The sequence below is a fragment of the Gordonia sp. G4 genome, from assembly GCF_057770005.1.
Genome location: NZ_CM173442.1, coordinates 1,635,270 through 1,658,206, shown reverse-complemented (window position 1 = coordinate 1,658,206; position 22,937 = coordinate 1,635,270). Strand labels below are relative to the sequence as shown.

The window sequence follows — 22,937 nt, the reverse complement described above, 5'->3', positions numbered from 1 at the left end:
TCAGGTCGGATCGGAGTCGATCTCGGCGAGCGCCCGGGCGCGGATAGCCGAGAGGTCCATCCCGTACGTCAGCCCGCGGGACTGTTCGTACTCCTCCAGGCGCGCGGCGGCACGGTCGTAGAGACGCCGGGCACCGACGGCGTTGCCACGACGATGGTGGGTGAGACCGACGCAGAGCTGCGCGAGTCCCTGCCACAGCGGCCGCTCGGCCGGCGGACACGACTTCCACCGGGTCTCGAACACCTCGTGCGCGGAGAACGGCCGCCCCTCCTCGAGCAGTTGCCACGCGAGCGCGATCGTCTCGTCGGGCGGCAACGGCTCCTCGGACACGGGCTCGACGCCCCGCTCTCCATACGGCAGCGGCCGTCCCAACTCATCGCGCGGCCGGGCCTGGCGGGCTCGACCGTCGGGGTCGCGATCGCGGTCGTCGGGCACCGATGCACCTCCCTGACAGTGGTCGAATGTCTCGGGTCAGGCAGCACCGTCGGCTGAGAGACCTGGGCGACACCATCGGACAGGAAGACGGTACCCATCACCCGGGACCGGAAACGAGAAAGGTCAGGTCTCCGCGCAACCTGACCCTCAAACGAACCCGACGAGGACCGGTGGACGGCGACGCCTGTAAATACGTGGGCGTGCTGTGCAGTGCGTTGGCGGCACCGATAGGCTCGCGCTCGAACCCGTCGATCGTGAAGGTGCTGGGCGGTGGTTCAACTCCGTCGAGGCTCGCAATATGGGCCGGAACACCACCAATAGCTAGGCACACCGCCTCCATCACGAGCAGCTCAGATCGCGGCCTCCAGTACGATTAGATACCGCACGCTGCATACTACGATGCCTACATGATCGCGAGGAACCGTGACACGGCGCTTCTTTCGACCACTCTGGAACGTCCTTCGGTCACCATGGAACTATCTGGCCACATCGGTCTCACGTCCGTTTAACCAAATAGCGAATACCGCGTCGATCTTGGGGTTACTTGTATCCCTCGGTGCGTTATTTACGTGGCAGGCAACGATTATACCTATCGTCTATTTGTGCCTTTTGTCTTTGTTCCTATTAATTCGCTACATGCGTCAGGAGCGGTGGGCTCGCTATTCCGAGAGTGCAAGCATCCTCCAGCGGGCTTATCGACACTTACAGGAAGCTTCCGAGTGCTCACTCCATGGAATCGAGAACCCTGACCTATTCATTGAACGTTTGAGGCTCTCGCTAGATTCTTTTGCACAGTCGTTCACACTGATCACTGGATCTCAATGTAGGGCGTGCATTGCCGAGGTCAATGTCGATACCGAAATTCGACCGAATCGAGGGTCGCCGCTTTCTCCAGCCGACATTTTCGTGATTAATATCATTCTACGCAGTGGAGAGCAACGATGGGGGCCTGAGAAACCCCAGCCTGTGGCAAAGAACACCGACTTTCTCCACATCCTCCAGACCGGAAAGCCGTTCTTCAATAACGATCTGCCCATGGATTTCAGGAAGATGGAGTACGAAAACTCGAAGTGGGATAGGAATCTACTGAAGACCCGAGACTACCCATACCGGTCGACGATCGTCTGGCCAATCAGTCAGTCGGCCGCTCAACTTGCTGGACCGAGTGAACTCCAACCGCCTTTAGCTTTCCTCTGTGTCGACACGAAGCGGGTTGGCGCTTTCAAGCACGTGTCAGACGTTCCGCTTGGATGGTGCTACGCTCACGCCGTGTACCCTGTCCTGCGGTACCTTCTGCCTGAACTTGACCGCCAGAGAGAGTGACGATGCCTCGCACCCCGAATCAGACCCTGGAAGCGACGGACGAGGATAGCCCGATCACCGCGGTGGAACTGAAGGGCAGCGACTGGGCAATCGTGACGGTGAAATCGGAGTCTGGCGAGACTCGGAGATTTCCCGTCAGTAGACGTAGTGCCCTGTCGCGAATCGCTGCCGCGGCAGGACAGAAGGACTAGCGGCGCTCAACTACCGTCCGTCTGGCTGTACGGTCGAGCCGCGCGTTTCCTGTCCATACAGCAAATGCATGCGCCATCGGCCGGCCGACGGTTGCTCTGTGTAGGGTAGTCGCAGGGACACGGGGGCACGTATCCGGACGGTACTTCTGGGTGGACCCAATGCGGTCGATCGCCTTGTTGCGTTGTTGGCTGCCGGATGGCACGAGACGCACGCCCTTGCGCATCGCCCGACAGACAGAGTCGACACTCTCCCATGTCGTCGGAATCAGACCAACCGTCTGTCAGCCGCGAGATCGGTGCTCATGAAGCTGCTCAGCAACACGTGCCGCAAATATCGGATCGGCGTGTATGCGCGCGACGACGTCGTCAGCGACCTTGTTCACGTCGATCGGTCCCGAAGGTTCGATCACTGCCCTTTGGTCTGGAAAGCCGAAGTCGACCCGTCGGCTGTAGACACTCTCGCCGTCGTCGCCGTAGGCGCTCAGAACGTGGTCGAAGACGAGCTGTACCTTCTCGCGGAAGATGTCGACGGTGTAGGGCGTCGCGGGCAGACCTGAGTCGAGGACGCGTCGGATGGTGCTGTTGACGTCGTTCATCACGTCCACCTTGCGTCGCCAGTCCTGCACCAGCTTCTCGTGCAAGTGCTCTAACAGGGTCTTCGCGCTTGCCTGAACCCTCTCCCGTTCCTCGGTTGTCAGCACGGGATCAGGTTTGGTGAGGAGGTCGAAGATCGCAAGCTCCTCCTCGGTCATGCCCTCGCGGACCGCTCGCTCCTCCTCGGCGGTCAGCGTTTTCGACAGCTCGATGAGACGACGCAGGTACTCGTCGATGTTCACACTGCCCGCGTTGTAGTCCGCGATCAACTGCTCGATCCGCTCCACCAGCTCGTAGCGTGTCGGGTTGCGCAAAGCTGCGCCGACGGCTTGCTGGCGAAGAAGCTGAGCCATGCGGTCGGTCTCGGCGCGCTTGCGGCCGGCTAGCTTCGCGGCAAGTCCGTCAAAATCGATCCGCGACAGGTCGATTAACGGGTCGGGCTCGCTTCCTTCGGCTGCCGCGCGGATGACGTACTCCTCGGCACCGACGGAGCGGTCCAACAATGCGTCGACAGCGTCGGCAACACCTCCGATGTCCGGCGTCGGAGGTTTAGTCACTTCGTGGATGCGCTCCGCGAGAACCCGAATCGCTGCAACAGTGCGCTGCTGTAAAGCGGCTTTCGTGTTCGGAAGGAGTGCCTTGAAGAGTCTCCGCACCTGCCGAGCCTTGACGGTGAAGTCGTTGCGGGTCTGCTCATCGAGTAGGAGTGCCTCGACAGCTGCATCCCGCTTGGCCACGTGGTCGAAACCCTCAGCGTCGCGCAACGCAATCAGATCGACGCCCACGGCCGCGCAAAAGTTGATCAGTTCGGCAATAGCCGCGTCCAGTGCAGCCGCGAGAGCGTCGATGATCTCGACCGGCGATTCGCCCTCTTTGGCCGCTCCATAGACTGCGAGCGCCTTCTCCAGGTTGCGGAAGACGCCTACGTAGTCGACGATGAGACCGTTGTCTTTCTCGGGGAAGACCCTGTTCGCGCGGGCGATGGTCTGCATGAGGGTATGGTTCTTCATCGGCCGGTCGAGATAGATGGTGGACACACTCGGGGCATCGAAGCCGGTCATCCACATCGCGCACACGAATACCAGGCGCAGCGGATCACTCGGTTCCTTGAATTTCTCGGCGAGATCCTCGCGGTTCATGCGCTCGCGATGGGGCCGAATGTCGAGGCCGAGATCGTCGAGCATCTTCAGCTCGTTCTGGCTTTGGGAGACCACTACGGCCATGTCGGTGGTCTCCATCAGCTCGATCCGCGAGGCTAGCCACGGTCGTTCCAACTCCGGAAGCGCATCATGCTGGCGTTTCAGATCGGCGAGGTGTTCAGCCCACGCCGCCTGCACGAGGTTGTACATCCTCACGGCGGCGGCCTTGTCGAGGCCGACGTACATTGCCTTACCCGAGAACCCGCGACCGGCGAAATGAGAAACGAGGTCCTTGGCGAGGGTCTTCAAGCGTTCCGGGCGGGTGAGAAGCGTGTACTGCTTACCGAATCGGCGTGCCAGTGCTCCCTCGGCGTCTTCGTCGAGTTCCGCCTCCTCCAGGAGCGCATCAAGTTCTTCAGCAAATTCTGCGTTCGTGAGTTGTAGCTCGGGGATGCGGTTTTCGTAGTAGAGGGGGACAGTGGCGCCGTCTTCGATGGCGTCCCCGAAGTTGTAGATGCTGACGTAGTCGCCGAACTGCTGGCGGGTCGCTTGCTCTTCGCCTGCGATCAGTGGTGTTCCAGTGAAGCCCATCATCGAGGCGTTAGGGAGCGCTGTTCGCATGTTCAGTGCGAGGGTGTCGTACTGGCTGCGGTGTGCCTCATCGGTGATGACGATAACGTCCGAGCGGTCAGATAGCACCGGCATCTGCTGTTCACCCTTAGACGGCTGGAACTTCTGAATCAGTGTGAATACGTAACGGTGGTCGGCTGCAAGCAGTTCACGCAAATGCGCGATTGAGTCTGCGTGGACCCTCGCTTCGGGCGTGATCGCACCGGCATCGGCGAACTCGCCGTGGAGTTGCGTGTCGAGTTCGCCTCGGTCGGTAACCATAACGAAGGTCCATGTGCCACGCACATGGCGCAACACCTTCTGCGTGAACCACAGCATCGAAAGGCTCTTGCCCGATCCTTGGGTATGCCAGAAGACCCCGAGGCGCTTGTCTTGTTCGGCGCGGGCCCGGTGGAGATTCTCGATCGCAGCGTTGACGCCCAGGTACTGGTGCGAGCGCGCCGTGATCTTGATCAACCCGCCGGGACGTTCCATGTAGGCAACGAAGTTCTCGAATAGGTCCAGCAGGTTAGTGGGATCGCAAGTACCCCGTAGAGCAGTCTGCAACGCGATCTCGCTGCGTGCCCCGAAGGCATCGATCACCTTCCAGTCGGAGAAGAAGTCCCAGGGCGCATACGTCGAACCGACTTTCGCCTCGCTGCCGTTGGACAACAGGACAAAGCAATTCGGCATGAATAGCTGTGGAATCGTGTCGCGGTAGTCGGTCAGGTTGTCGTCGTAGGCGGACTTAACCGGCGCATTGGGCTCTTTAAACTCAAGCACCACCAGCGGCACACCGTTGACGAACAGTGCAACGTCTAACCGGCGGCTGTGCAGCGGCCCCCTTACCCACATTTGTTGAACAGCCAAAAGGTCGTTGTTCAGTGGCTCGCGCAGATCAACGTAGCGGATCATCTCTATCCGCTTGTCACCATTGTCATCGACCCATTCAGCCTGGTAGCCGTCACGTAGCAGGTCGTAGACCTCACGGTTGGCACGCACTCGATCCATCACCGAACGGTCCCTAGTCAGCGCCTCGATCGCTTCGGTGATGGAGAGATCCGGTACGTCATCGGAGTTGAGCTTCCGCAGCGCAAAGCGCAGACGGTGAGTGAGGATCACATCATGCTGTGAATCCCGGCCCAAAGCGCCTTCAGCACCCAGGGTTTCGTGAAAGGCATCGACGGAAGTCCAACCGAGCTCGCTCATCAATTCGATGCTTGGCTTCTCGACATAGCTGAACTCTGGACCCCTTGGCATCGTTAAGCCACCCGATCTCCCACTAGAGCGCCTAGGTCAAGTGAGGAAACGTCGATCTGTCCCGTGACCAGCTTCGGCAGGAGAAGGTCACGGAGTTCAGAGAGTTTCCGAATCTGCTCCTCGAGAACCCGAACTTGTTGTTCGATGGGGGCAGTTGTCGCGCGGTAGGCGTCAAGTACCTGCTGCGCTGGCACAACGAATGGAAAGCGCTTAAAGGCGCCCTTCGTGATCTCCTTGAATGTAGCCCCGGTACCGAGAGCGGCGAGTTCAGTTGCTTTAGAGTCAAGCCACTCGTAAATGAACCCTGCATCCCAGCGATCGTCCGGCAAGATGACGATAAACCCCTGGTTGGTCGCTGCGTGCGTCGCCGCAACAGCGAGAACTCCCAACGTGGCGCGGCTCGTCATCAGCACCGATCCAGCGGGGAACACGCGTGCAGAACTCTTTGCAACGCCCTGCTCTGTGATCCTGAGTGTTGGTGGCGCCGCATACCGCCATCCAGTCCGCGTGAGGTCGGTCGGTGTGTACCAAGGAACTGTTCCGCCGTCCCAGTAGGCAGGCTCCTTCTTGGACGGGGTTCCCCCGCCGATGAAGTTCAGCTCAACCCCGCAGGTACTCGCCCTCCACCCCTCGGGAAGTGGACCAAGGTCAGAATCGATGAAGGGGAGGTCTTGGTGGCCGGGGTAGCGGAACTTAACGAACCACTCTCGGTAGATTCTCCGCGCCATCTCCGCCAGCACGTCCACACGACGCCGGTTGCTTTCGATTAGCTCGTCCAGAGCCTCCAGTAGAGCGATTAGCGAGTCCTGGATCAGAAGTGGTGGAATCGGTACCGGCATCCGCTCTACAATTCCCGCATTGAGATTGGGCATCGTTGCACCCACCGCATGCCCTTCCAAGTAGTCGGCGGCCAGCCGAGTATGAAAGAAGAAGCGAAGATACGCTGGCCTCACGAACGAGGATCTGCCGGGGTGAACGCGCATCGAACCGGTGCCACAGAGGGCGGGCAGATCGTCCGCGAAGACCCACGCCGTCCTGCCAACATCACCTCGGCGGGATAGTACAACGTCGTTCGCTGTCAGTAAGTGCTGCTTGAGGCGACTTGCAGTGCTCTGGTCGATCCGTGCGATTGTCGATCTGTCGATGCGGCCGCGAGCCATGTCTTTTGGCATGACGACAGGAATGCCTTGCGGATCGTCGGTGTAGTCACTGCGATGAAGTTGCGACCCGAACGGTCCGGTCCGGATGAAACCACCACCCTCACGGCACAGTTCACCGAGCGTCGCCGTCGGCCACTCGTTCATGCGCCGAGAATCTCTTGAAGAACCGCATCAACTTTGATGCGCAAAGCCTCGGCCTCGTCACTCAGACGAGTGAACTCTTCGTACAGCTCTGGATCTCCTGACCTGAAAGTGGGCGGTTTTCGGTCAGATTCGATGTGGAAGTTCCGGGCATGCGCCACCCCTGGTGAGGTTCGCCATCGCGATCAAAGCGTCAGGTGTGTGAAATCCGTATGACCGCTTCGTCAATGACCGCAGATGGCAGTTCGTTGCTTCGACTCGCGCGTTGCTCATCTGACACTCGACCGCGTTAAAGATCTGGACCTCACGTTTACGGATACTCGGCGCCAGGGTGCGAATCTCGGGTATATCGCAGGTCTCCGCCTTCTTCAACCAGCGCCGCAACGGCGCCCAACACGAGGAATAAGCACCTGAAAGTATGTGCCTTATCTCTTCTTTCATCTGATACGCACGGGCCAGCACACTGTTGGCATCGGTGACCACGATGGACTGCAGCCGCTCCTGACTCTCGGTGAGGTCGTCAGGATTCTTCAACAACGCCCACCTCAATCGGCCGCGTTCCACCTTTGACAAGCCGGCTATCCGGCTCATCACCCGAGACCGGCACCGGTCCAACGCCTGATTAACCCACTGCAGCACATGGAATGGGTCCATACACCAGTACGCCCCCGGCGCCTGCTCAGCGAGGACCGCACCGATGTATTCGGCGCCATCAGCACTGATGTGAGTGATCTTGCGTGCTCGCACGTCACCCAGTTCGTCGAAGAATCGCTCGATGGTCTCCTTCTTGGCGCCCTCACCCGCCCACACCAACTGACCTGTGTCATGGTTGACCACGACGACCAAGTACTTGCGGCCCTTGCGATAAGCGATTTCATCGATGCCGATACGCCGCAACCCGTTCAAGCGTTTAGTAAGTCCGACATGGTCGTCGACCACGCGCTCGACGATACGAGACACCGTCCGCCAGGAAACCCGTAGATAGGCACTCACCGCGGTCATCGGGGCGTGCGCGCACAGCCATGCGACGGTGTCGTCGAACGCCCTGGTCATCTTCGCTTCCGGACGTGCCCACGGAACCAACTCAGTCTTCGTACCATGGCGAGGGCACTTCACGCGGTTGGCGGGCAACTCGAGGAAGCATCGCCAGCCACCCATGTCGAGATGTCGCCACCGTCGCGGTGCCGGTGGCTGATCGTAACCAGGGCACCGCTTCTTACACTGCGGGCACCGTGATCGTGCGTTCGCGTGCAGTTCCAGTGTCACCACGATGACCTGCCCACGATCATCCTCATCGAACCTGACACCCACGACACGGGCACGCTCGATTCCCAGCAACTTCTGCAGTACTCTGACAGTGCGCAACGCCCACTCCCTTTGGTCTTTGTTTTCGCAACTCAAAACCTAAGTGAGACTGGGCGTTGCGTGCGTTAGGCTCGCGAGAAGGCACCCACTTTGGCGTCAGAAGAGCCACAGCTCTTCGAGTCCAGCTGTGAAGTCCTCGTCGTTCTCAGCCACAGTTGCTGAGCCTGTGTACCGCCCCGGATTAAGGCTCCACCCCTGGTCCTCGATCTCGGAACGGGCCGCGACCTTGCAGAGGCCAGCAACATCAACGTACTTCCCGTCGGGGAAGTTCTCTTTGAGGAGAACATCGCTGCCCGCGATCGTCTCAACCTCCTCGCCGCGGTATAGCCGCACGACATTAGCTAGGAACTCGATCTGCTCAGGCATGAAATCACGGTGAGCACGGTCGATCTGCCGGTAAGTATTACGCGCGTCGAGGAAAAGCACAGTGTCTTCGCGTTGCGTTCCTACCTTGGACTTGTCCAAGAACCACAGGGTTACAGGAAGGGTCACCGTGTAGAAGAAGTTGGAGCTGATCGCGACCATCACGTCGACCGCACCTGATTCGACGATTAGTTTTCGGATCTCTCTCTCGGAGTGCCCTGCATCTCCGGCAGAGTTGGCCATGACGAATCCGGCACGCCCTTTCGGCCCGAGCGCCGCATAAAACTCCTGGATCCAAAGGTAGTTCGCGTTGTCGGGCTTGGGAATTCCGAAGGGGAATCGCCTGTCGCCTGCAAGCTGATCCTTCTTCACCTTGTCGACGTTGAACGGCGGATTGGCCATAACGTAGTCGAAGGCTCCGACCGCGTTATGCGGGTCCTCGTAATAACTATTGGCCTGGCGGATATCACCGGAGATGCCGTGGAGTGCGAGATTCATTTTCGCCAGGGGGACAGTGTCCTCGGTCTTCTCGGTACCGAAAACTGACAGCTTTCGAGTCGCCGATCCATGGTGCCGCTCAACAAATTTCGCACACTGCACGAACATGCCGCCCGAGCCGCAGGCAGGGTCAAAGACACGGCCGGCGAATGGCTCCAGAATATCGACGATCAAGCGGACTATCGAATACGGGGTGAAGTACTCGCCGCCACCCTTTCCCTCTTGGGCGGCGAAGTTGGAGAGGAAGTCCTCGTAGATGAATCCGAAGGCGTCGCCTTCAAGCTGGGTGGGTAGCGGCGCAAACAAGCGCAGCAGCTCGATAAGAGTTGAGCGTTCGAGCTTCTGATAACCGCGCGGCAGAATGTCCTTGAGTTCGGGATTGGCAGACTCGATCCCCTTAATGGCCTCATCGACTGCCTTGCCGATGTCGTCAACCTCGGGCAGGTCGTTGAGGAACGACAGCCGCGACTCCTCCGGCACGTACAGCACGGACTTCGCCTTGTAATCGGCGATCGTTGCAGGGTTGCGAGCAGACGCCTTCGCCTCGACCTCGCTGCGGACAGCCTCGAAGCGGTTCTCCGCGTAAGCAAGGAACACCAGGCCGAGTACCGGATTGCGATACTGGACCGGCGTCAGCTTCGAGTTGGCCCGCAGCTCGTCGGCGGCGGACCAAAGAGTACTGCGCACTTTGGCTAGGTCAGTCGTCTTCAACCATGTTCCGTTTCTCTGTGGGAGACGCCACAACGACGTGGATCGCCCAGCTCACCACGCGGGCGCCACGCTGGCGTCTCATCAGTTGTAAACTTCAGCTAAGCCCACGCACCTGAAGCGTCTCAACGCAGTAGATCGTATAGCTGCGCAGCGATAGGCGGAGACGGGATACTCGTGGTCGAGTCGCTGTACGTCGCAACTTCTGATTGCTAGATGGATGACGAGCTACTTCTCGGAAGCGAGCGTTGACGGGTCCCAAAAACCAAGTATCAAGAACTGATTCGACAGGCGGATGCGACGCAAAGACCAGGTTGCCGTGTGCAACCTGGTCTCGTCTCCACTCTGGTGGGCGAAGGGGGACTTGAACCCCCACGTCCCGAAGGACACTGGCACCTGAAGCCAGCGCGTCTGCCATTCCGCCACTCGCCCGTGGCCACCGGAGTTCCGGTGGGCGTGCCGTCGGACTGGGTGTGTCCGGCGACTGGACGACGATAGCAGCACGCCGCCACCGAAACAAAACTCGATCTCGTACGTTGCATCTGTGCAGTACGTCGGGTTACGTCAGAGGCCGAATACACACCAATGAGGCGGGTGTTGCAGACGGTGCACCAGTTGCCTTGGTGGCACAGTTGGCCGCTGATGTCGCTATCATCAAACAAGGCCAGATGCACGGCGACACGCTCTATTGCCGCGAAAGGAGGTCTCGGTGGGGATCCTGCAACGACTGGAACGCAAGCTCGAAGGTGCAGTTGACGACGGTTTTGCCCGCGTCTTCGGTGGTCAGGTGGCCCCGCAGGAGATCGAGAACGGGCTGCAGCGAGAAGCCGAGGAGTCGCTCGAGAACCTCGGTGACGGTACGGTCCTTGCGGCCAACAGCTACACGTTGCTGTTCAGTCCCACCGATCATCAGCACATCGCTGCGGAATACGAGCTGAACCGCAAGACTTTCTCGAAGCATTTGGAAAACTTCATCAAAGACAACGGGTGGCAGACCTACGGCAACGTCGTCGTAGAGTTCGAGCAATCGCCGTCCTTGCACACGGGGATGTTCCGCGCACGAGGCACGGTCAACCCGGACGCGCGGCCCCGCCCGGTGGGGGCGCGTTCGGAGCAGCCGCACCCTGCACCGGTCCCCGGCCCGCCGGCCGGTCGCCCGGCCCCTGTTCCTCCACTTCCCAACGCCCCCGACCAAGGAGCCCCCAAGATGACTCAGAATCCCGGATACGACCAGCGCAGGGGCGCCGATCCCGCGTACGACCAGTACGGACAGGGATCGGGACAGCCGGGAGATCAGGGCTACGGACAGCAGGGCTACGACCAGTACGGTCAGCAGCCCGGCTACGACCAGGCGTACGACCAGCAGGCCTATGGCCAACAGGGTTACGACCAGCAGGCCTACGACCAGCAGGGTTACAACCAGCAACCCGGCTACGGCCAGCAGGGCTACGGCCAGCAGCCCGGCTACGACCAGGGCTACGGCCAGCAGGGTTACAGCCAACAACCCGGCTACGAGCAGCAGGGCTACGGCCAACAGCCCGGCTACGACCAGGGCTACGGCCAACAGCCCGGCTACGAGCAGCAGGGCTACAACCAGCAACCCGGGTACGACCAGGGATACGGCCAGCAGGGCTACGGTCAACAACCCGGTTACGACCAGGGCTACGGCCAGCAGGGTTACAGCCAGCAACCCGCGGGTTACGACTACCAGGGCGGCTACGACCAGGGCTACGGCGCGGGTCGTCCGGCAGCCGGGTACGCCCCGTCGTCGATCACGCTGCTCCTCGAAGACGGCAGCAACCGCACGTTCCAACTGCACGAGGGCTCCAACGTGATCGGCCGCGGACAGGATGCGCAGTTCCGGCTGCCCGACACCGGCGTCTCGCGTCGTCATGTGGAGATCCGGTGGGACGGCGCCACCGCCATGCTCACCGATCTCAACTCGACCAACGGCACCACGGTCAACGATCTCCAGGTGAACACCTGGGAACTCGCCGACGGCGATCGGATCCGCGTGGGACATTCCGACATCACCGTCCGGTTCCAGTAGACCCGCATACGCCGAGTACACGCCCACCGAACGCGGGCGGCGATCGACACTGGCGCGAGACCATTCCGGCCGGTTGATACTGAACTGTCATATCCGAATGACCGAGTTCGGCGGAAGTGCCCATAAGATGCAGTCGGGTCCGCGCAGAGTTTCGATCGGCGGTCCGACGATCGTTGCCGCGATGGATACGACCGACCGAGACGGAACGCGCTGGAGGTGAACACGACATGCAGGGCTTGGTGCTGCAGCTGACCCGCATCGGTTTCCTGTTGTTGCTCTGGTTGTTCGTCTTCGCCGTGATCCGCACGCTGCGCGCCGACATCGCGACTGCCGGTGGCCTGCGCATTCCCCGGTACTCGGGCGGTTCGGAGAAGCGACGCCGCAGCGGCGGCGTGCGCGGCTCGGCCCGCTATCTCGTCGTCACCCACGGCGCGCTGGCGAACACGAGGATCAGCCTCGGCCAGCAGCCGGTCCTGCTCGGCCGCGCCGACGATTCGACACTCGTGCTGACCGACGACTACGCCTCGGAACGACATGCGCGACTCTCCCGGCGCGGCGACGACTGGTACGTCGAAGACCTCGGCTCCACCAACGGCACCTACCTGGACCGTTCCAAGGTGACGACCGCGGTCAAGGTCCCGCTGAACACGCCGATCCGCATCGGCAAGACCGTGATCGAGTTGCGCCCGTGACCCTTGTGTTGCGCTACATCGCGCGCAGCGACCGCGGTCTCGTTCGGTCCAACAACGAGGATTCGTTCTACGCGGGTCCCCGCCTGCTCGCGCTTGCCGACGGCATGGGCGGCCACGCGGCGGGTGAGGTCGCCAGTCAGCTGGTCATCCGCGCACTCAGCTCACTCGACGACGACGAGCCGGGCGGCGACCTGCTCGCCCAGCTCGACGGCGCGACCCGCGTCGGCAACGAGGCCATCGCCGCGCAGGTGCAGGAATCACCCGAACTCGACGGCATGGGCACCACGCTGACCGCGATCCTCTTCGCCGGCAGCCGAATCGGTCTGTGTCACATCGGCGACTCCCGCGGGTACATGTTCCGCGACGGCGTCCTGACCCAGATCACCCGCGACGACACCTTCGTCCAGACCCTCGTCGACGAAGGTCGCATCACCGCCGAACAGGCGCACACCCACCCGCAGCGTTCGCTGATCATGCGCGCGCTGACCGGTACCGAGGTCGAACCGACCTTGACGATGCGCGAGGCGCGCGCCGGCGACCGGTACATGCTCTGCAGCGACGGCCTGTCCGACGTCGTGACCGAGGAGACCCTCGCCGAGACCCTGGGTTCCATCGCCGACCCCAAGGAATGCGCCGACCGTCTCATCGAACTCGCATTGCGCGGCGGCGGCCCCGACAACGTGACCGTCGTCCTCGCCGATGTCGTCGACACCGAGTACGGCGACTCGCGCCCGATCGTCGGCGGCGCCGCCGGCGGCAACGAGGAGATCTACACGCCCGATCCGGCGACGGCCGCCGGACGGGCCGCGGCGCTGCGTCCGCCGCCCTCCGAGCCGCAGCGCCCGACGGTACTGACCGAGGCAGAGCCCGCGACCAAACCCAAGAGCAAGTACCGCCGCTGGATCGTCGCCGGTGTCGCGCTGGCCGTGGTGGCCGCGCTCGTCGTCGGCATCTTCGTCGTCCGCGCGGTCGTGCGCAGCAACTACTACGTGGCCGCCGACGACAACGGCGATGTCCTCGTCTATCAGGGTTCGCCGGAGAAGGTGTTCTTCCTGTCGATGAGCAATCCCGTCCAGCGCGTCTGTGTCGAGGACCTCGACCAGGCCGAACCGACGTACACGTTCATCACCTACGACGGCGGCGCCTGCGAGTTCCCGCTCAACGTCGACGATCTCGTATCGGGGCCCGCGCAGTCGGTCAAGAACGTGATGATCCGGGACAAGAGCGAGCAGCAGATCCAGGGCGTCGTGACCGACGAGCTCACGTTCCGCTGCGACAACGCCCCCTCGTCGACGTCACCCACACCGACTCCCCCGCCACCGGCGCCGTCGGAGTCGACACCGAGTACCGACCCGTCCGCACCCGCGCCCCGCGCCACCGCCGCGCCCGCACCGGGCATCCCGCAGCAGGGTGCGACCGAGTCGGTCGCACCGCCCACCGGCAACGCCGGACCTTCCGACACGCCCGCACCTGACCAGGACGCCGGCACGAGCTGCCGGCAGCAGGTGAGATGACTCAAGCCGCCGCGCCCGCACCGCACGCCCCGCCACGCCCACCCGCCACGAGCACCGGCCGCAACACCGAACTGTTGCTCCTGGGATTCGCCATCGGTCTGGTGACGGTGGCGTTGCTCATCGTCCAGGCCGCCCAGGGTCAGAACCTGACCTGGGACATCCTCAAGTACGTGGCCGCCTACACGGCGCTGTTCGGCGTCGCCCATCTCGTCGTCCGCCGCTACGCACCTCATGCCGATCCGATCATGCTGCCCGTCGTCGCGGTCCTGAACGGGCTGGGGCTGGTGCTGATCCACCGGCTCGACCTCGGCACGGGGAACACCGGGGAGTCGGTGAACGCCACCGAGGCGACCCGCAACGCCGACCAGCAGTTGCTGTGGGCGGTGCTGGGCATCGTGGCGTTCTCCGCGGTCCTCATCCTGATCCGCGATCACCGCACGCTCTCGCGCTACGCCTACACCCTCGGCCTCGGCGGTCTGGTGTTCCTGATCATCCCGGCGATCCTGCCCAGCGCGTTCTCGGAGATCAACGGCTCGAAGAACTGGATCATCACGCCGTTCTTCTCGATCCAGCCCAGCGAGTTCTCCAAGATCCTGATCATCATCTTCGCCGCAGCTGTGCTGGTGTCGAAGCGCGATCTGTTCATCACCGCGGGTCCGCACGTGCTCGGCGTCGACCTCCCGCGCGCCCGGGACCTCGGTCCGCTCCTGGCCGCCTGGGCGATCGCCATCGCGGTGATGGTGGTCCAGAAGGACCTGGGTACGTCCCTGCTGATCTTCGCGACCATCCTGACGATGCTCTACGTGGCGACCTCACGCGTCGAGTGGCTGGTGCTGGGTATCGGGTTGTTCGCGATCGGCGCGGTGTTCGCGTGGTCGATCTTCTCGCACCTGCAGACACGGGTCTCGGTGTGGCTGAACCCCTTCGAGGACTTCGACGGCTCGGGCTACCAGATCGGGCAGAGCCTGTTCGGCCTGGCCACCGGCGGATTGTTCGGCACCGGACTCGGTTCGGGCCGACCCAACATCGTGCCGTTCGCCAACACCGACTTCATCATCTCGACCATCGGTGAGGAACTCGGCCTGGCCGGGCTCACCGCGATCCTGCTGCTGTACATGATCTTCATCCACCGCGGACTGCGGACCGGCATCGCCGTGCGCGACAGCTTCGGCAAACTGCTCGCGACCGGACTCGCGTTCACCATCGCGATGCAGATCTTCGTCGTCGTCGGCGGCGTCACCAAGCTGATCCCGTTGACCGGTCTCACGACGCCCTTCCTGTCCTACGGCGGGTCGTCACTGCTGGCCAACTACATCCTGGTCGCGTTGCTCATCCGGATCTCGAACGCCGCGCGCGAACCCGATCCCGGGAAGAAGCGCCCTCCGGCGAAGCCCGTCGAGGCACTGCCGACGCAGGTGGTGAAGCGCCGATGAACAAGCCGATCCGCAATGTGTCGATGGCGGTGGTCGTGATGATCATCGCGCTGCTCGCCAACGCCACCTATGTGCAGGTGTTCAAGGCCGACGCGCTGAAGACCGACACCCGCAACAACCGGGTGCTACTCGACGAGTACTCCCGCCAGCGCGGTCTGATCACCACGGCCGACGGCACGGTCATCGCCCTGTCGGTACCGATCGACAGTCGCCTGAAGTTCCTCCGGCAGTACCCGAGGGAGGGCGCCGAGGCGTTCGCCCCGGTCACCGGTTACTACTCGTTCCAGTACCTCGCCAGCCAGATCGAGCACTACGAGAACAGCATCCTCAACGGATCCGACGACCGGCTCTTCGGCCAGCGGTTCATGGACATGTTCTCCGGCCGCGACCCGCGTGGCGGCAACGTCGTCACGACGATCAACCCGAAGGTGCAGCAGGCCGCGTACCAGGCCATGCTCAACGGGCCGTGCGACGGGCCGTGCCGCGGCGCCGTCGTGGCCCTGCAGCCGAACACCGGCAAAATCCTCGCGATGGTCTCGACCCCGAGCTACGACCCCAACAAGCTGGCGAGCCACGACCAGGAGGTCCGCGAGGGCAGCTGGGAGGCGTGGAATCGTCCCGGTGACACCGCGCAGCCGATGCTGAACCGCGCGATCAGCCAGCTGTACCCGCCCGGATCGACCTTCAAGGTCGTGACCTCGGCCGCAGCCCTGCGCGACAACATCACCCCGGGTATCCGCCTCACCGCCGCGCCGACCTTTCCGTTGCCGGGCACCGATGTCTCGCTGCCGAACTACGGCGGCGAGACCTGCCCCGGGTCGTCGGGTGGAACCGTGTCCCTGGAGACGGCGTTCAAGTACTCGTGCAACACCGCCTTCGCCGAGCTGGTGACCGAGAAGATGTCCGACGCGATCCCGAAGTTCACCGAGACCGCGAGCCTGTTCGGCCTCGATCAGCCGGGCCCGGACATCCCGATGCCCGTCGTCGACTCGACGGTGGGTCCGATCCCGTCCCTCGACGTCCTCGCGCAGGCGTCGATCGGTCAGCGTGACGTCCGGCTCACCCCGTTACAGAACGCGATGATCGCCGCGACCGTGGCGAACGGAGGTGTGCGCATGCAGCCGTACCTGGTGGACAAGCTGCAGGCCGCGGACCTGCGCACACTGCAGACCACCCCGCCGACGACGGCCAACAAGCCGATCACGCCCGAGCAGGCCGCCGAGCTGACGTCGATGATGATCGAGTCGGAACGGTCGACGGCCGGCGCCGGCGGTCCGGTGTCGATCGCGTCGAAGACCGGTACCGCGGAGAGCGGGTCCAGTACGGACACCCCGTTCTCCTGGTACATCGCCTTCGGGCCGTCGTCGAACGCGCAGATCGCGGTCGCCGTCGTGGTGGAGAATGGACAATTCGGTGCGGACTCGGTCGGTGGGACCGTCGCGGCGCCGATCGGACGAGAAGTGATCAACTCACTGGTGGGAGGTGGCAGTCGATGACCCTGCAGAACGGCACCACCATCGGCGATCGGTACCGGCTCATCCGCCTGATCGCCACAGGCGGCATGGGGCAGGTGTGGGAGGCGCTCGACACGCGTCTCAATCGTCGCGTCGCGGTGAAGGTCCTCAAGGCCGAGTACACCAGCGATCCGGAGTTCATCGCCCGGTTCCGGGCGGAGGCACAGACCACCGCCAAGCTGAACAACCCGGGGATCGCGAACGTCTTCGACTACGGCGAGACCCCGGACTACAACGGCGGCGACCCGCTGGCGTACCTGGTGATGGAACTCGTCGACGGTGAACCGTTGAACTCGGTGATCTCCCGGCTCGGGCGACTGTCGCTGACCAACACCCTCGACATGCTCGAGCAGACCGGCCGCGCCCTGCAGGCCGCGCACAACCAGGGACTCGTGCACCGGGACGTCAAGCCCGGCAACATCCTGATCACCCCCGTCGGCCAGGTGAAGATCACCGACTTCGGTATCGCGAAGGCCGTCGACTCCGCCCCGGTGACCAAGACCGGGATGGTCATGGGGACCGCGCAGTACATCTCCCCGGAGCAGGCCACCGGCGACGAGGCGACCGCGGCCTCGGATGTCTACTCGCTCGGCGTCGTCGGCTACGAGGCCCTCACCGGTCGACGGCCGTTCCTCGGCGACGGTGCGATCACCGTGGCGATGAAGCACATCCGGGAGGCTCCGCCACCACTGCCGTCCAACCTGCCGTCGGGCGTCCGTGAGCTCATCGAGATCACGATGGCCAAGGATCCGCGGCAGCGTTATGCCAACGGCGGCGAGTTCGCCGACGCGGTGGCCGCCGTGCGCGCAGGGCGACGCCCACCGCGTCCGGGGGCGATCGCCGGTGCCGCGGCGGGAGCAGCCGGAGCCGCTGCGCTCGGTGCCGCGGTCGCGCGTGGTGCCACCCCGCCGACCGGGGCCGCCTCGCGGCCGGTCACACCCCGACCGACCTCTCGCACCGCGGTGGCACCGCCACCGCCGGACAACAGTTGGACAACGGGCCAGAAGGTCCTGGCCGGCATCGCGGCCGCGCTGCTCGTCGGTGCCATCGCACTCATCGGGTTCTACCTGGTGAACAGCGGGAACGGTGGGGCGGCGACGCCACCCCCGCCATCGTCGACGACCACCGAGACCACGACCACCGTGGAACCGACCGACGAGCCCGACGAGCCGACCACGACCCGGCGACCGCCACGCACCACCACGACGACCACCGAAGAGACCACGACGACCACCGAGACCAGCGAGGAGACGGGCACGCTCGCACCGTCGGGGCCCCCCGACTCGCCGCCGGACCCCGGTGCCGCCACCGGGACCCCGTGTTTCCCCGGCGTTCCGTTCTCACCGCTGTGCTGATGGTTTGCTGTGCTGATGGACCCGCAATGCCCGTGACCGATAATTCCGACCAGAGATCCTGAGGGGCGAACCACCGAGGCCGATGTCGACACCACACCACCTCTCCGACCGCTACGAACTCGGCGAAACGCTGGGTTTCGGTGGCATGTCCGAGGTGCACTACGCGCGCGACCTGTTGCTCCACCGCGACGTCGCGGTCAAGGTGCTGCGTGCCGACCTCGCTCGTGACCCGTCGTTCTACCTCCGGTTCCGCCGTGAGGCGCAGAACGCGGCGAAGCTGAATCACCCGACGATCGTGCAGGTCTTCGACACCGGCGAGGCCGAGACCGAGGACGGTCCGCTGCCGTTCATCGTGATGGAGTACGTCGACGGCGACACCCTGCGAGATGTGTTGCGCGCCAACGGTCCCATCTCCCCGCGTCAGGCGATGACCTGGATGGCCGACGTCGCCGCCGCGATGGACTTCTCGCATCGCAACGGGATCGTCCACCGCGACATGAAGCCGGCGAACGTGATGATCGACAAGTCCGGCGCCGTCAAGGTCATGGACTTCGGCATCGCGCGCGCGATGAGTGACGCGACGTCGACGATGACCCAGACATCCGCGGTGATGGGCACCGCCCAGTACCTCTCGCCCGAGCAGGCCCGGGGCATCAAGGTCGACCCGCGCAGCGACATCTACTCCATGGGATGCGTGCTCTTCGAGCTCCTCACCGGCGAGCCGCCGTTCACCGGTGACTCACCGGTGGCGGTCGCACATCAGCACGTGCACGAGGATCCGCCGTGGCCGTCGCACGTCCGGCCCGAGATCCCGCGCGAACTCGACTCCGTCGTCCTCAAGGCGATGAGCAAGAACAAGGACAACCGCTATCAGTCGGCGGGCGACCTGCGCGCCGACCTGATCCGGGTCCTCGCAGGCGGGAAACCGTCGGCGCCGATGCTCCTGACCGACGAGGAGCGCACCGAGTTCATCGACACCGGGCCGCGCCGCCCGACACGGTCGGAGACGACCGGTCCGCGTCGGGCCGTTCCCGCCCGCGCCACGAACGGCAACGGGGGCAATCACCGCCGCGACGACGAAGACGCGGGGACACCACGACGCCGGTCCCGGGTGCTCATGGCCGGCGCGGTGGCCGTCGTCGTGCTGTTGGTCGGCACGCTGTTCCTGTGGTCGCCGTGGAGTTCGGGGTCCGCTCCGGAGGTGTCGGTGCCGGCGGTCTCGGGACTCAGCTCGGACGACGCCCGGGCCTCCCTGGAACGCGCCGGCTTCGAGGTCCGCGTGCTCGAGGAACCGAGCCTCGACGTCGCCGCGGGTGTCGCCACCCGGTCGACGCCGGGCGAGGGGGTGATGGCGGCCGAGGGATCCGAGATCGCGCTGTACGTCTCGACGGGTCCCGAGCGTGTGCGGTTGCCGTCCGACCTCGTCGGCAAGTCACCGGCCGAAGCGCTCGACTCGCTCAAGGTGCTCGGGTTCACCAACGTCAGGACGGACCGCGTCGATTCGACGGCCGAGATGAAGGACAAGGTGGTCTCCACCGCGCCCGCGATCGGTAGCGAGGTACCCGTCAACGGTGCGGTGGTGGTCAACGTCGGCAACGGGCCGCGCGAGGTCACGGTTCGCGACGTCGTCGGCATGTCCGAGGACCGGGCACGCTCGGTGCTGGAAGAACTCGGCATGACGGTCGTGGTCGTCGCCGCCGATTCCGACCGTCCGGCCGGCGAGGTCATCAGCACCTCACCGGGTCCGGGGTCCACCGCCGAACAGGGCAGCACCGTCCAGATCAGCGTGTCGCGAGGCAACCTGTTCACCGTGCCGAACCTGCGGGGCAAGACTCCCGCCGAGGCCCAGGCCGATCTCGAACGGGCCGGCTGGGAACGGTCGACCCTGACTCGACAGACACGGAATGTGCCGCTCGGCAGTCCCGACGACGGTCGGGTCGTCGGACAGGAACCGAATCCGGGTTCGCAGGCCCGCAAGAGTGGTTCGATCACGATCGTCGTCGGCCAGGCGAGCCTGCTGCCCAACTGAGCGAACCCGCCTCCGGTCGCGGACCGACAACCCGGTCGCGGCGCGGGTCAGCCGATCGCGGTGGCCATCTCCGCTTCGAGGGCGGCCACCCGGGCCTCGTCGATCTCGATCCCGCAGGTCTTGAGCCAGTTGGCGAGCATCCGGTGGCCGCCCTGGGTCAGAACGCTCTCCGGGTGGAACTGCACGCCGTGGATGGGGAGTTCGCGGTGCGCCATCGCCATCACGATGCCCGACTCGGTGCGTCCGGTGACGACCAGTTCGTCGGGGATCGTCTCGGGCAGCACCGTCAGCGAGTGGTATCGAGTGGCGGTGAACGGATCGGGAAGTCCTTCGAGAACACCGGCGTCGTCGTGGAACACCAGCGAGGTCTTTCCGTGCAGGAGTTCGGGTGCGCGGTCGACCGTGCCACCGAAGGCCGCGCCGATGGCCTGGTGGCCCAGGCACACTCCCAGTAGCGGCAGTTGTTCGTCGGCGGCGACGCGGACCATCGGCATCGTCGCGCCGGCCCGCTGCGGGGTGCCGGGGCCGGGACTGAGGAGCACGCCGTCGAATCCGGCGACGGCCTCGCGCAGACGGTCGGGATCGGCCGGGGAGAGTTGCGGGTCGTCGTTGCGCCACACGACGGCCTCGACACCGAGCTGGCCCAGGTACTGGACCAGGTTGTAGACGAAGCTGTCGTAGTTGTCGACTACCAGGATGCGACTCACGCAAAAAGGCTACCGCCGAAGCGGGTGGTCGGCGTCGGCGACCTGGTGAGATACCGTAGATCTCGAGTGTTTGCCACTGGCGGGGACGTGTGTTGTCGCCTCCCGCTCGCGTACGACCGCTCTGACGGTGCCGCACAACAGAGGAAGTCATGCCGAAGTCAAAAGTCCGGAAGAAGACCGATTACACGATCAACCCGGCCAGCCGGACGCCGGTCAAGGTCAAGGCCGGCCCTTCGAGCACCATCTACGTGGGCGTCATGCTCGGCCTGATGGTGCTCGGCCTCGCCTGGCTCGTCGTCTACTACCTGGCCGCCACCCCCACCGCGTACGGCGGCGAGGGACAGGTCCTGCACTGGATGGCCGAGCTCAACTCGTGGAACTTCCTGATCGGCTTCTCGCTGATGGTGGCGGGCCTGTTGATGACGATGCGTTGGCGGTAGGCGCCGTCGGTCGTTCGCGTGTCGAAGGCGCTGAGCTGCTGAAACACACGCTTGTAAGTTATCCCCACTGTGGAAATCACATGTGTGTAAGTCATCCCCACTGTGAGTAACTCTTGTGGATAACTCTGAGGACTACACGCATGCCTGGGCGACGCCCGTCGGCGCCGGCCTCGCGGGCTGCGTCGGTGGCGTCATCCTGGTCGTGGCGGCGGTGGTCGTCGCCGGCGACCCGGCCGGATCGGTCCTGATGGGTGTCGCCGGGGTCCTTCTTCTCGCCCTCGGCGCCTACACCCTGCTGGTGCGTCCCCGTCTGGCCATCTCGTCCGGACCGTCGCCCGTGCTGGTCATCCGAACCCTTCGCGGGCCACGGGCCTACCCGCGGGAACGCATCGAGCGGATCCGCGTGCTGTCGATCCGCCGCGTCGGACGCCGCGTCGGGCAGCTGGAGATCGACGTGCTCGACGACGAGGCAGTCGCTTCGCCGCCGGACGCTCACGACGCGGGTCCTCGCGACGACACCCGCCTGGTCGTGCTCAGCCGCTGGGACCTGGGGACCGACCTGCCAACCGTCGTCGACGCACTGCGCGAGGCGGGGTTCGTCGTCGACGAGGGGTAGACGTGTCGCTCCCTGAGCAGACCGGACCGTGGAACCGCCGCTCCCTGAGGTGGCTCGCTCGACTCCTGCAAGCCGGGCGTCAGCGGATGTAGGTCAGCCCGTCGTAGGCGAGGCCCGCGCCGATGCCCAGCCCGACCGCGATGACGGCCAGCGCGGCGAGCGCGATCCAGCCGACGCGGCTCGCGGCCCGGGGATTTCTGCGACCCGCGGGCAGCACCGCGTCGGGGAGGTAGACGATGGCCGCGGTGGCGGCCGCTCCGAAGACAAGGCCGCCGAGATGCCCCAGGACCGAGATCCCGGGGAGCGAGAACGACAGCACCACGTTGAACCCGATGATGAGCAGAACCGGGACCGGGGAAACACGGGCCTTGAGGACGATCACGAGCATCGCGCCCATGAGTCCGTAGATCGCCCCGGAGGCGCCGGCGGTGAGGGCTCGGTCGTCCTCGAAGAGCATGACCGCGGCACTGCCGCCGAGGAGCGCGATGCCGTAGACGGCCAGATAGCGCCCGATACCGAGTGCGAGTTCGAGGTCACGTCCGAGGATGTACAGCGAGAGCATGTTGACGGCCACGTGCATGACGCTGAAATGCAGGAAGCCCGCGGTGAGGAGCCGCCAGTACTCACCCGAGGCGACGTCGCTCTTGAGGAGGTCGCCGGCGCTGAAGATCGACGCGCCGCCGGGATCGCCGACCCCGGCCTGGAGAACACACAGTGCGAAGACGAGCAGGTTCACGGCGATGAGCGCATAGGTGGCGTACGGCTGCGTCGCCGCCGCGCGGGTGGGCGCCATCCTGCGGA

General features: G+C 64.2%; 17 protein-coding genes and 1 tRNA gene. 10 read left to right on the top strand and 8 right to left on the bottom strand.

The features are described 5' to 3' along the window. Positions 1-435: a DUF309 domain-containing protein gene (locus tag AC3B5T_RS07325; protein WP_055476673.1), complete on the bottom strand. Its 435-nt coding sequence runs from the start codon at positions 433-435 to the stop codon at positions 1-3. A gap of 966 nt (positions 436-1,401) precedes the next feature. Between AC3B5T_RS07325 and AC3B5T_RS07320 the strand changes: the two genes are divergently transcribed. Then, positions 1,402-1,758 (top strand): hypothetical protein, encoded by a 357-nt coding sequence (locus AC3B5T_RS07320; RefSeq protein WP_010843010.1) that lies wholly within the window; start codon positions 1,402-1,404, stop codon positions 1,756-1,758. Between the two features lie 472 nt (positions 1,759-2,230). Here AC3B5T_RS07320 and AC3B5T_RS07315 read toward each other — a convergent pair whose 3' ends face one another. The 5 genes from AC3B5T_RS07315 to AC3B5T_RS07295 all read right to left on the bottom strand — a co-directional run bounded on the left by AC3B5T_RS07315 (position 2,231) and on the right by AC3B5T_RS07295 (position 10,218). Continuing rightward, on the bottom strand, positions 2,231-5,551 hold the full coding sequence (locus AC3B5T_RS07315; RefSeq protein WP_055476672.1) for a type I restriction endonuclease subunit R: 3,321 nt from the start codon (positions 5,549-5,551) through the stop codon (positions 2,231-2,233). Between the two features lie 2 nt (positions 5,552-5,553). Then, on the bottom strand, positions 5,554-6,855 hold the full coding sequence (locus AC3B5T_RS07310; RefSeq protein ID WP_081637216.1) for a restriction endonuclease subunit S: 1,302 nt from the start codon (positions 6,853-6,855) through the stop codon (positions 5,554-5,556). A gap of 123 nt (positions 6,856-6,978) precedes the next feature. After that, positions 6,979-8,217 carry an ISL3 family transposase gene (locus AC3B5T_RS07305; protein ID WP_488357563.1) on the bottom strand — a complete coding sequence of 413 codons (1,239 nt, stop codon included), beginning with the start codon at positions 8,215-8,217 and terminating at the stop codon, positions 6,979-6,981. A gap of 96 nt (positions 8,218-8,313) precedes the next feature. Further along, positions 8,314-9,789, bottom strand: a complete 1,476-nt coding sequence (locus AC3B5T_RS07300; protein WP_488358470.1) for a type I restriction-modification system subunit M — start codon at positions 9,787-9,789, stop codon at positions 8,314-8,316. A 343-nt stretch (positions 9,790-10,132) separates the two neighbouring features. Beyond that, positions 10,133-10,218 (bottom strand) — tRNA-Leu (locus AC3B5T_RS07295). Positions 10,219-10,495: 277 nt separating this feature from the next. Between AC3B5T_RS07295 and AC3B5T_RS07290 the strand changes: the two genes are divergently transcribed. The 7 genes from AC3B5T_RS07290 (at position 10,496) to pknB (ending at position 20,373) form a co-directional block, all read left to right on the top strand. Next, positions 10,496-11,836, top strand: coding sequence for an FHA domain-containing protein (locus AC3B5T_RS07290; RefSeq protein ID WP_010843014.1), 1,341 nt, complete (start codon positions 10,496-10,498; stop codon positions 11,834-11,836). A gap of 227 nt (positions 11,837-12,063) precedes the next feature. Beyond that, on the top strand, positions 12,064-12,528 hold the full coding sequence (locus tag AC3B5T_RS07285) for an FHA domain-containing protein FhaB/FipA (RefSeq protein WP_010843015.1): 465 nt from the start codon (positions 12,064-12,066) through the stop codon (positions 12,526-12,528). Next, positions 12,525-14,042 carry a PP2C family protein-serine/threonine phosphatase gene (locus tag AC3B5T_RS07280; RefSeq protein ID WP_055476669.1) on the top strand — a complete coding sequence of 506 codons (1,518 nt, stop codon included), beginning with the start codon at positions 12,525-12,527 and terminating at the stop codon, positions 14,040-14,042. Before AC3B5T_RS07285 ends, AC3B5T_RS07280 begins: the two co-directional genes overlap by 4 nt. Further along, complete coding sequence (locus tag AC3B5T_RS07275; RefSeq protein ID WP_010843017.1) at positions 14,039-15,475, top strand: FtsW/RodA/SpoVE family cell cycle protein; 1,437 nt, start codon at positions 14,039-14,041, stop codon at positions 15,473-15,475. Before AC3B5T_RS07280 ends, AC3B5T_RS07275 begins: the two co-directional genes overlap by 4 nt. After that, on the top strand, positions 15,472-16,971 hold the full coding sequence (locus AC3B5T_RS07270) for a peptidoglycan D,D-transpeptidase FtsI family protein (RefSeq protein WP_010843018.1): 1,500 nt from the start codon (positions 15,472-15,474) through the stop codon (positions 16,969-16,971). Before AC3B5T_RS07275 ends, AC3B5T_RS07270 begins: the two co-directional genes overlap by 4 nt. Beyond that, positions 16,968-18,344 carry a protein kinase domain-containing protein gene (locus tag AC3B5T_RS07265; RefSeq protein ID WP_055476668.1) on the top strand — a complete coding sequence of 459 codons (1,377 nt, stop codon included), beginning with the start codon at positions 16,968-16,970 and terminating at the stop codon, positions 18,342-18,344. Before AC3B5T_RS07270 ends, AC3B5T_RS07265 begins: the two co-directional genes overlap by 4 nt. 82 nt (positions 18,345-18,426) lie before the next feature. Continuing rightward, on the top strand, positions 18,427-20,373 hold the full coding sequence (pknB, locus tag AC3B5T_RS07260; protein ID WP_014924815.1) for a Stk1 family PASTA domain-containing Ser/Thr kinase: 1,947 nt from the start codon (positions 18,427-18,429) through the stop codon (positions 20,371-20,373). A gap of 47 nt (positions 20,374-20,420) precedes the next feature. On the opposite strand, the gene AC3B5T_RS07255 is transcribed toward pknB, so the two are convergent. After that, positions 20,421-21,080 carry an aminodeoxychorismate/anthranilate synthase component II gene (locus tag AC3B5T_RS07255; protein ID WP_055476667.1) on the bottom strand — a complete coding sequence of 220 codons (660 nt, stop codon included), beginning with the start codon at positions 21,078-21,080 and terminating at the stop codon, positions 20,421-20,423. Between the two features lie 149 nt (positions 21,081-21,229). Between AC3B5T_RS07255 and crgA the strand changes: the two genes are divergently transcribed. Together crgA and AC3B5T_RS07245 are read left to right on the top strand one after the other, a co-directional pair. After that, positions 21,230-21,520, top strand: coding sequence for a cell division protein CrgA (gene crgA / locus AC3B5T_RS07250; protein WP_010843022.1), 291 nt, complete (start codon positions 21,230-21,232; stop codon positions 21,518-21,520). A 115-nt stretch (positions 21,521-21,635) separates the two neighbouring features. After that, complete coding sequence (locus tag AC3B5T_RS07245) at positions 21,636-22,136, top strand: PH domain-containing protein (protein WP_055476666.1); 501 nt, start codon at positions 21,636-21,638, stop codon at positions 22,134-22,136. A gap of 79 nt (positions 22,137-22,215) precedes the next feature. Here AC3B5T_RS07245 and AC3B5T_RS07240 read toward each other — a convergent pair whose 3' ends face one another. Beyond that, on the bottom strand, positions 22,216-22,929 hold the full coding sequence (locus AC3B5T_RS07240; protein ID WP_055476693.1) for a rhomboid family intramembrane serine protease: 714 nt from the start codon (positions 22,927-22,929) through the stop codon (positions 22,216-22,218). Between the last annotated feature and the right edge of the window lie 8 nt (positions 22,930-22,937).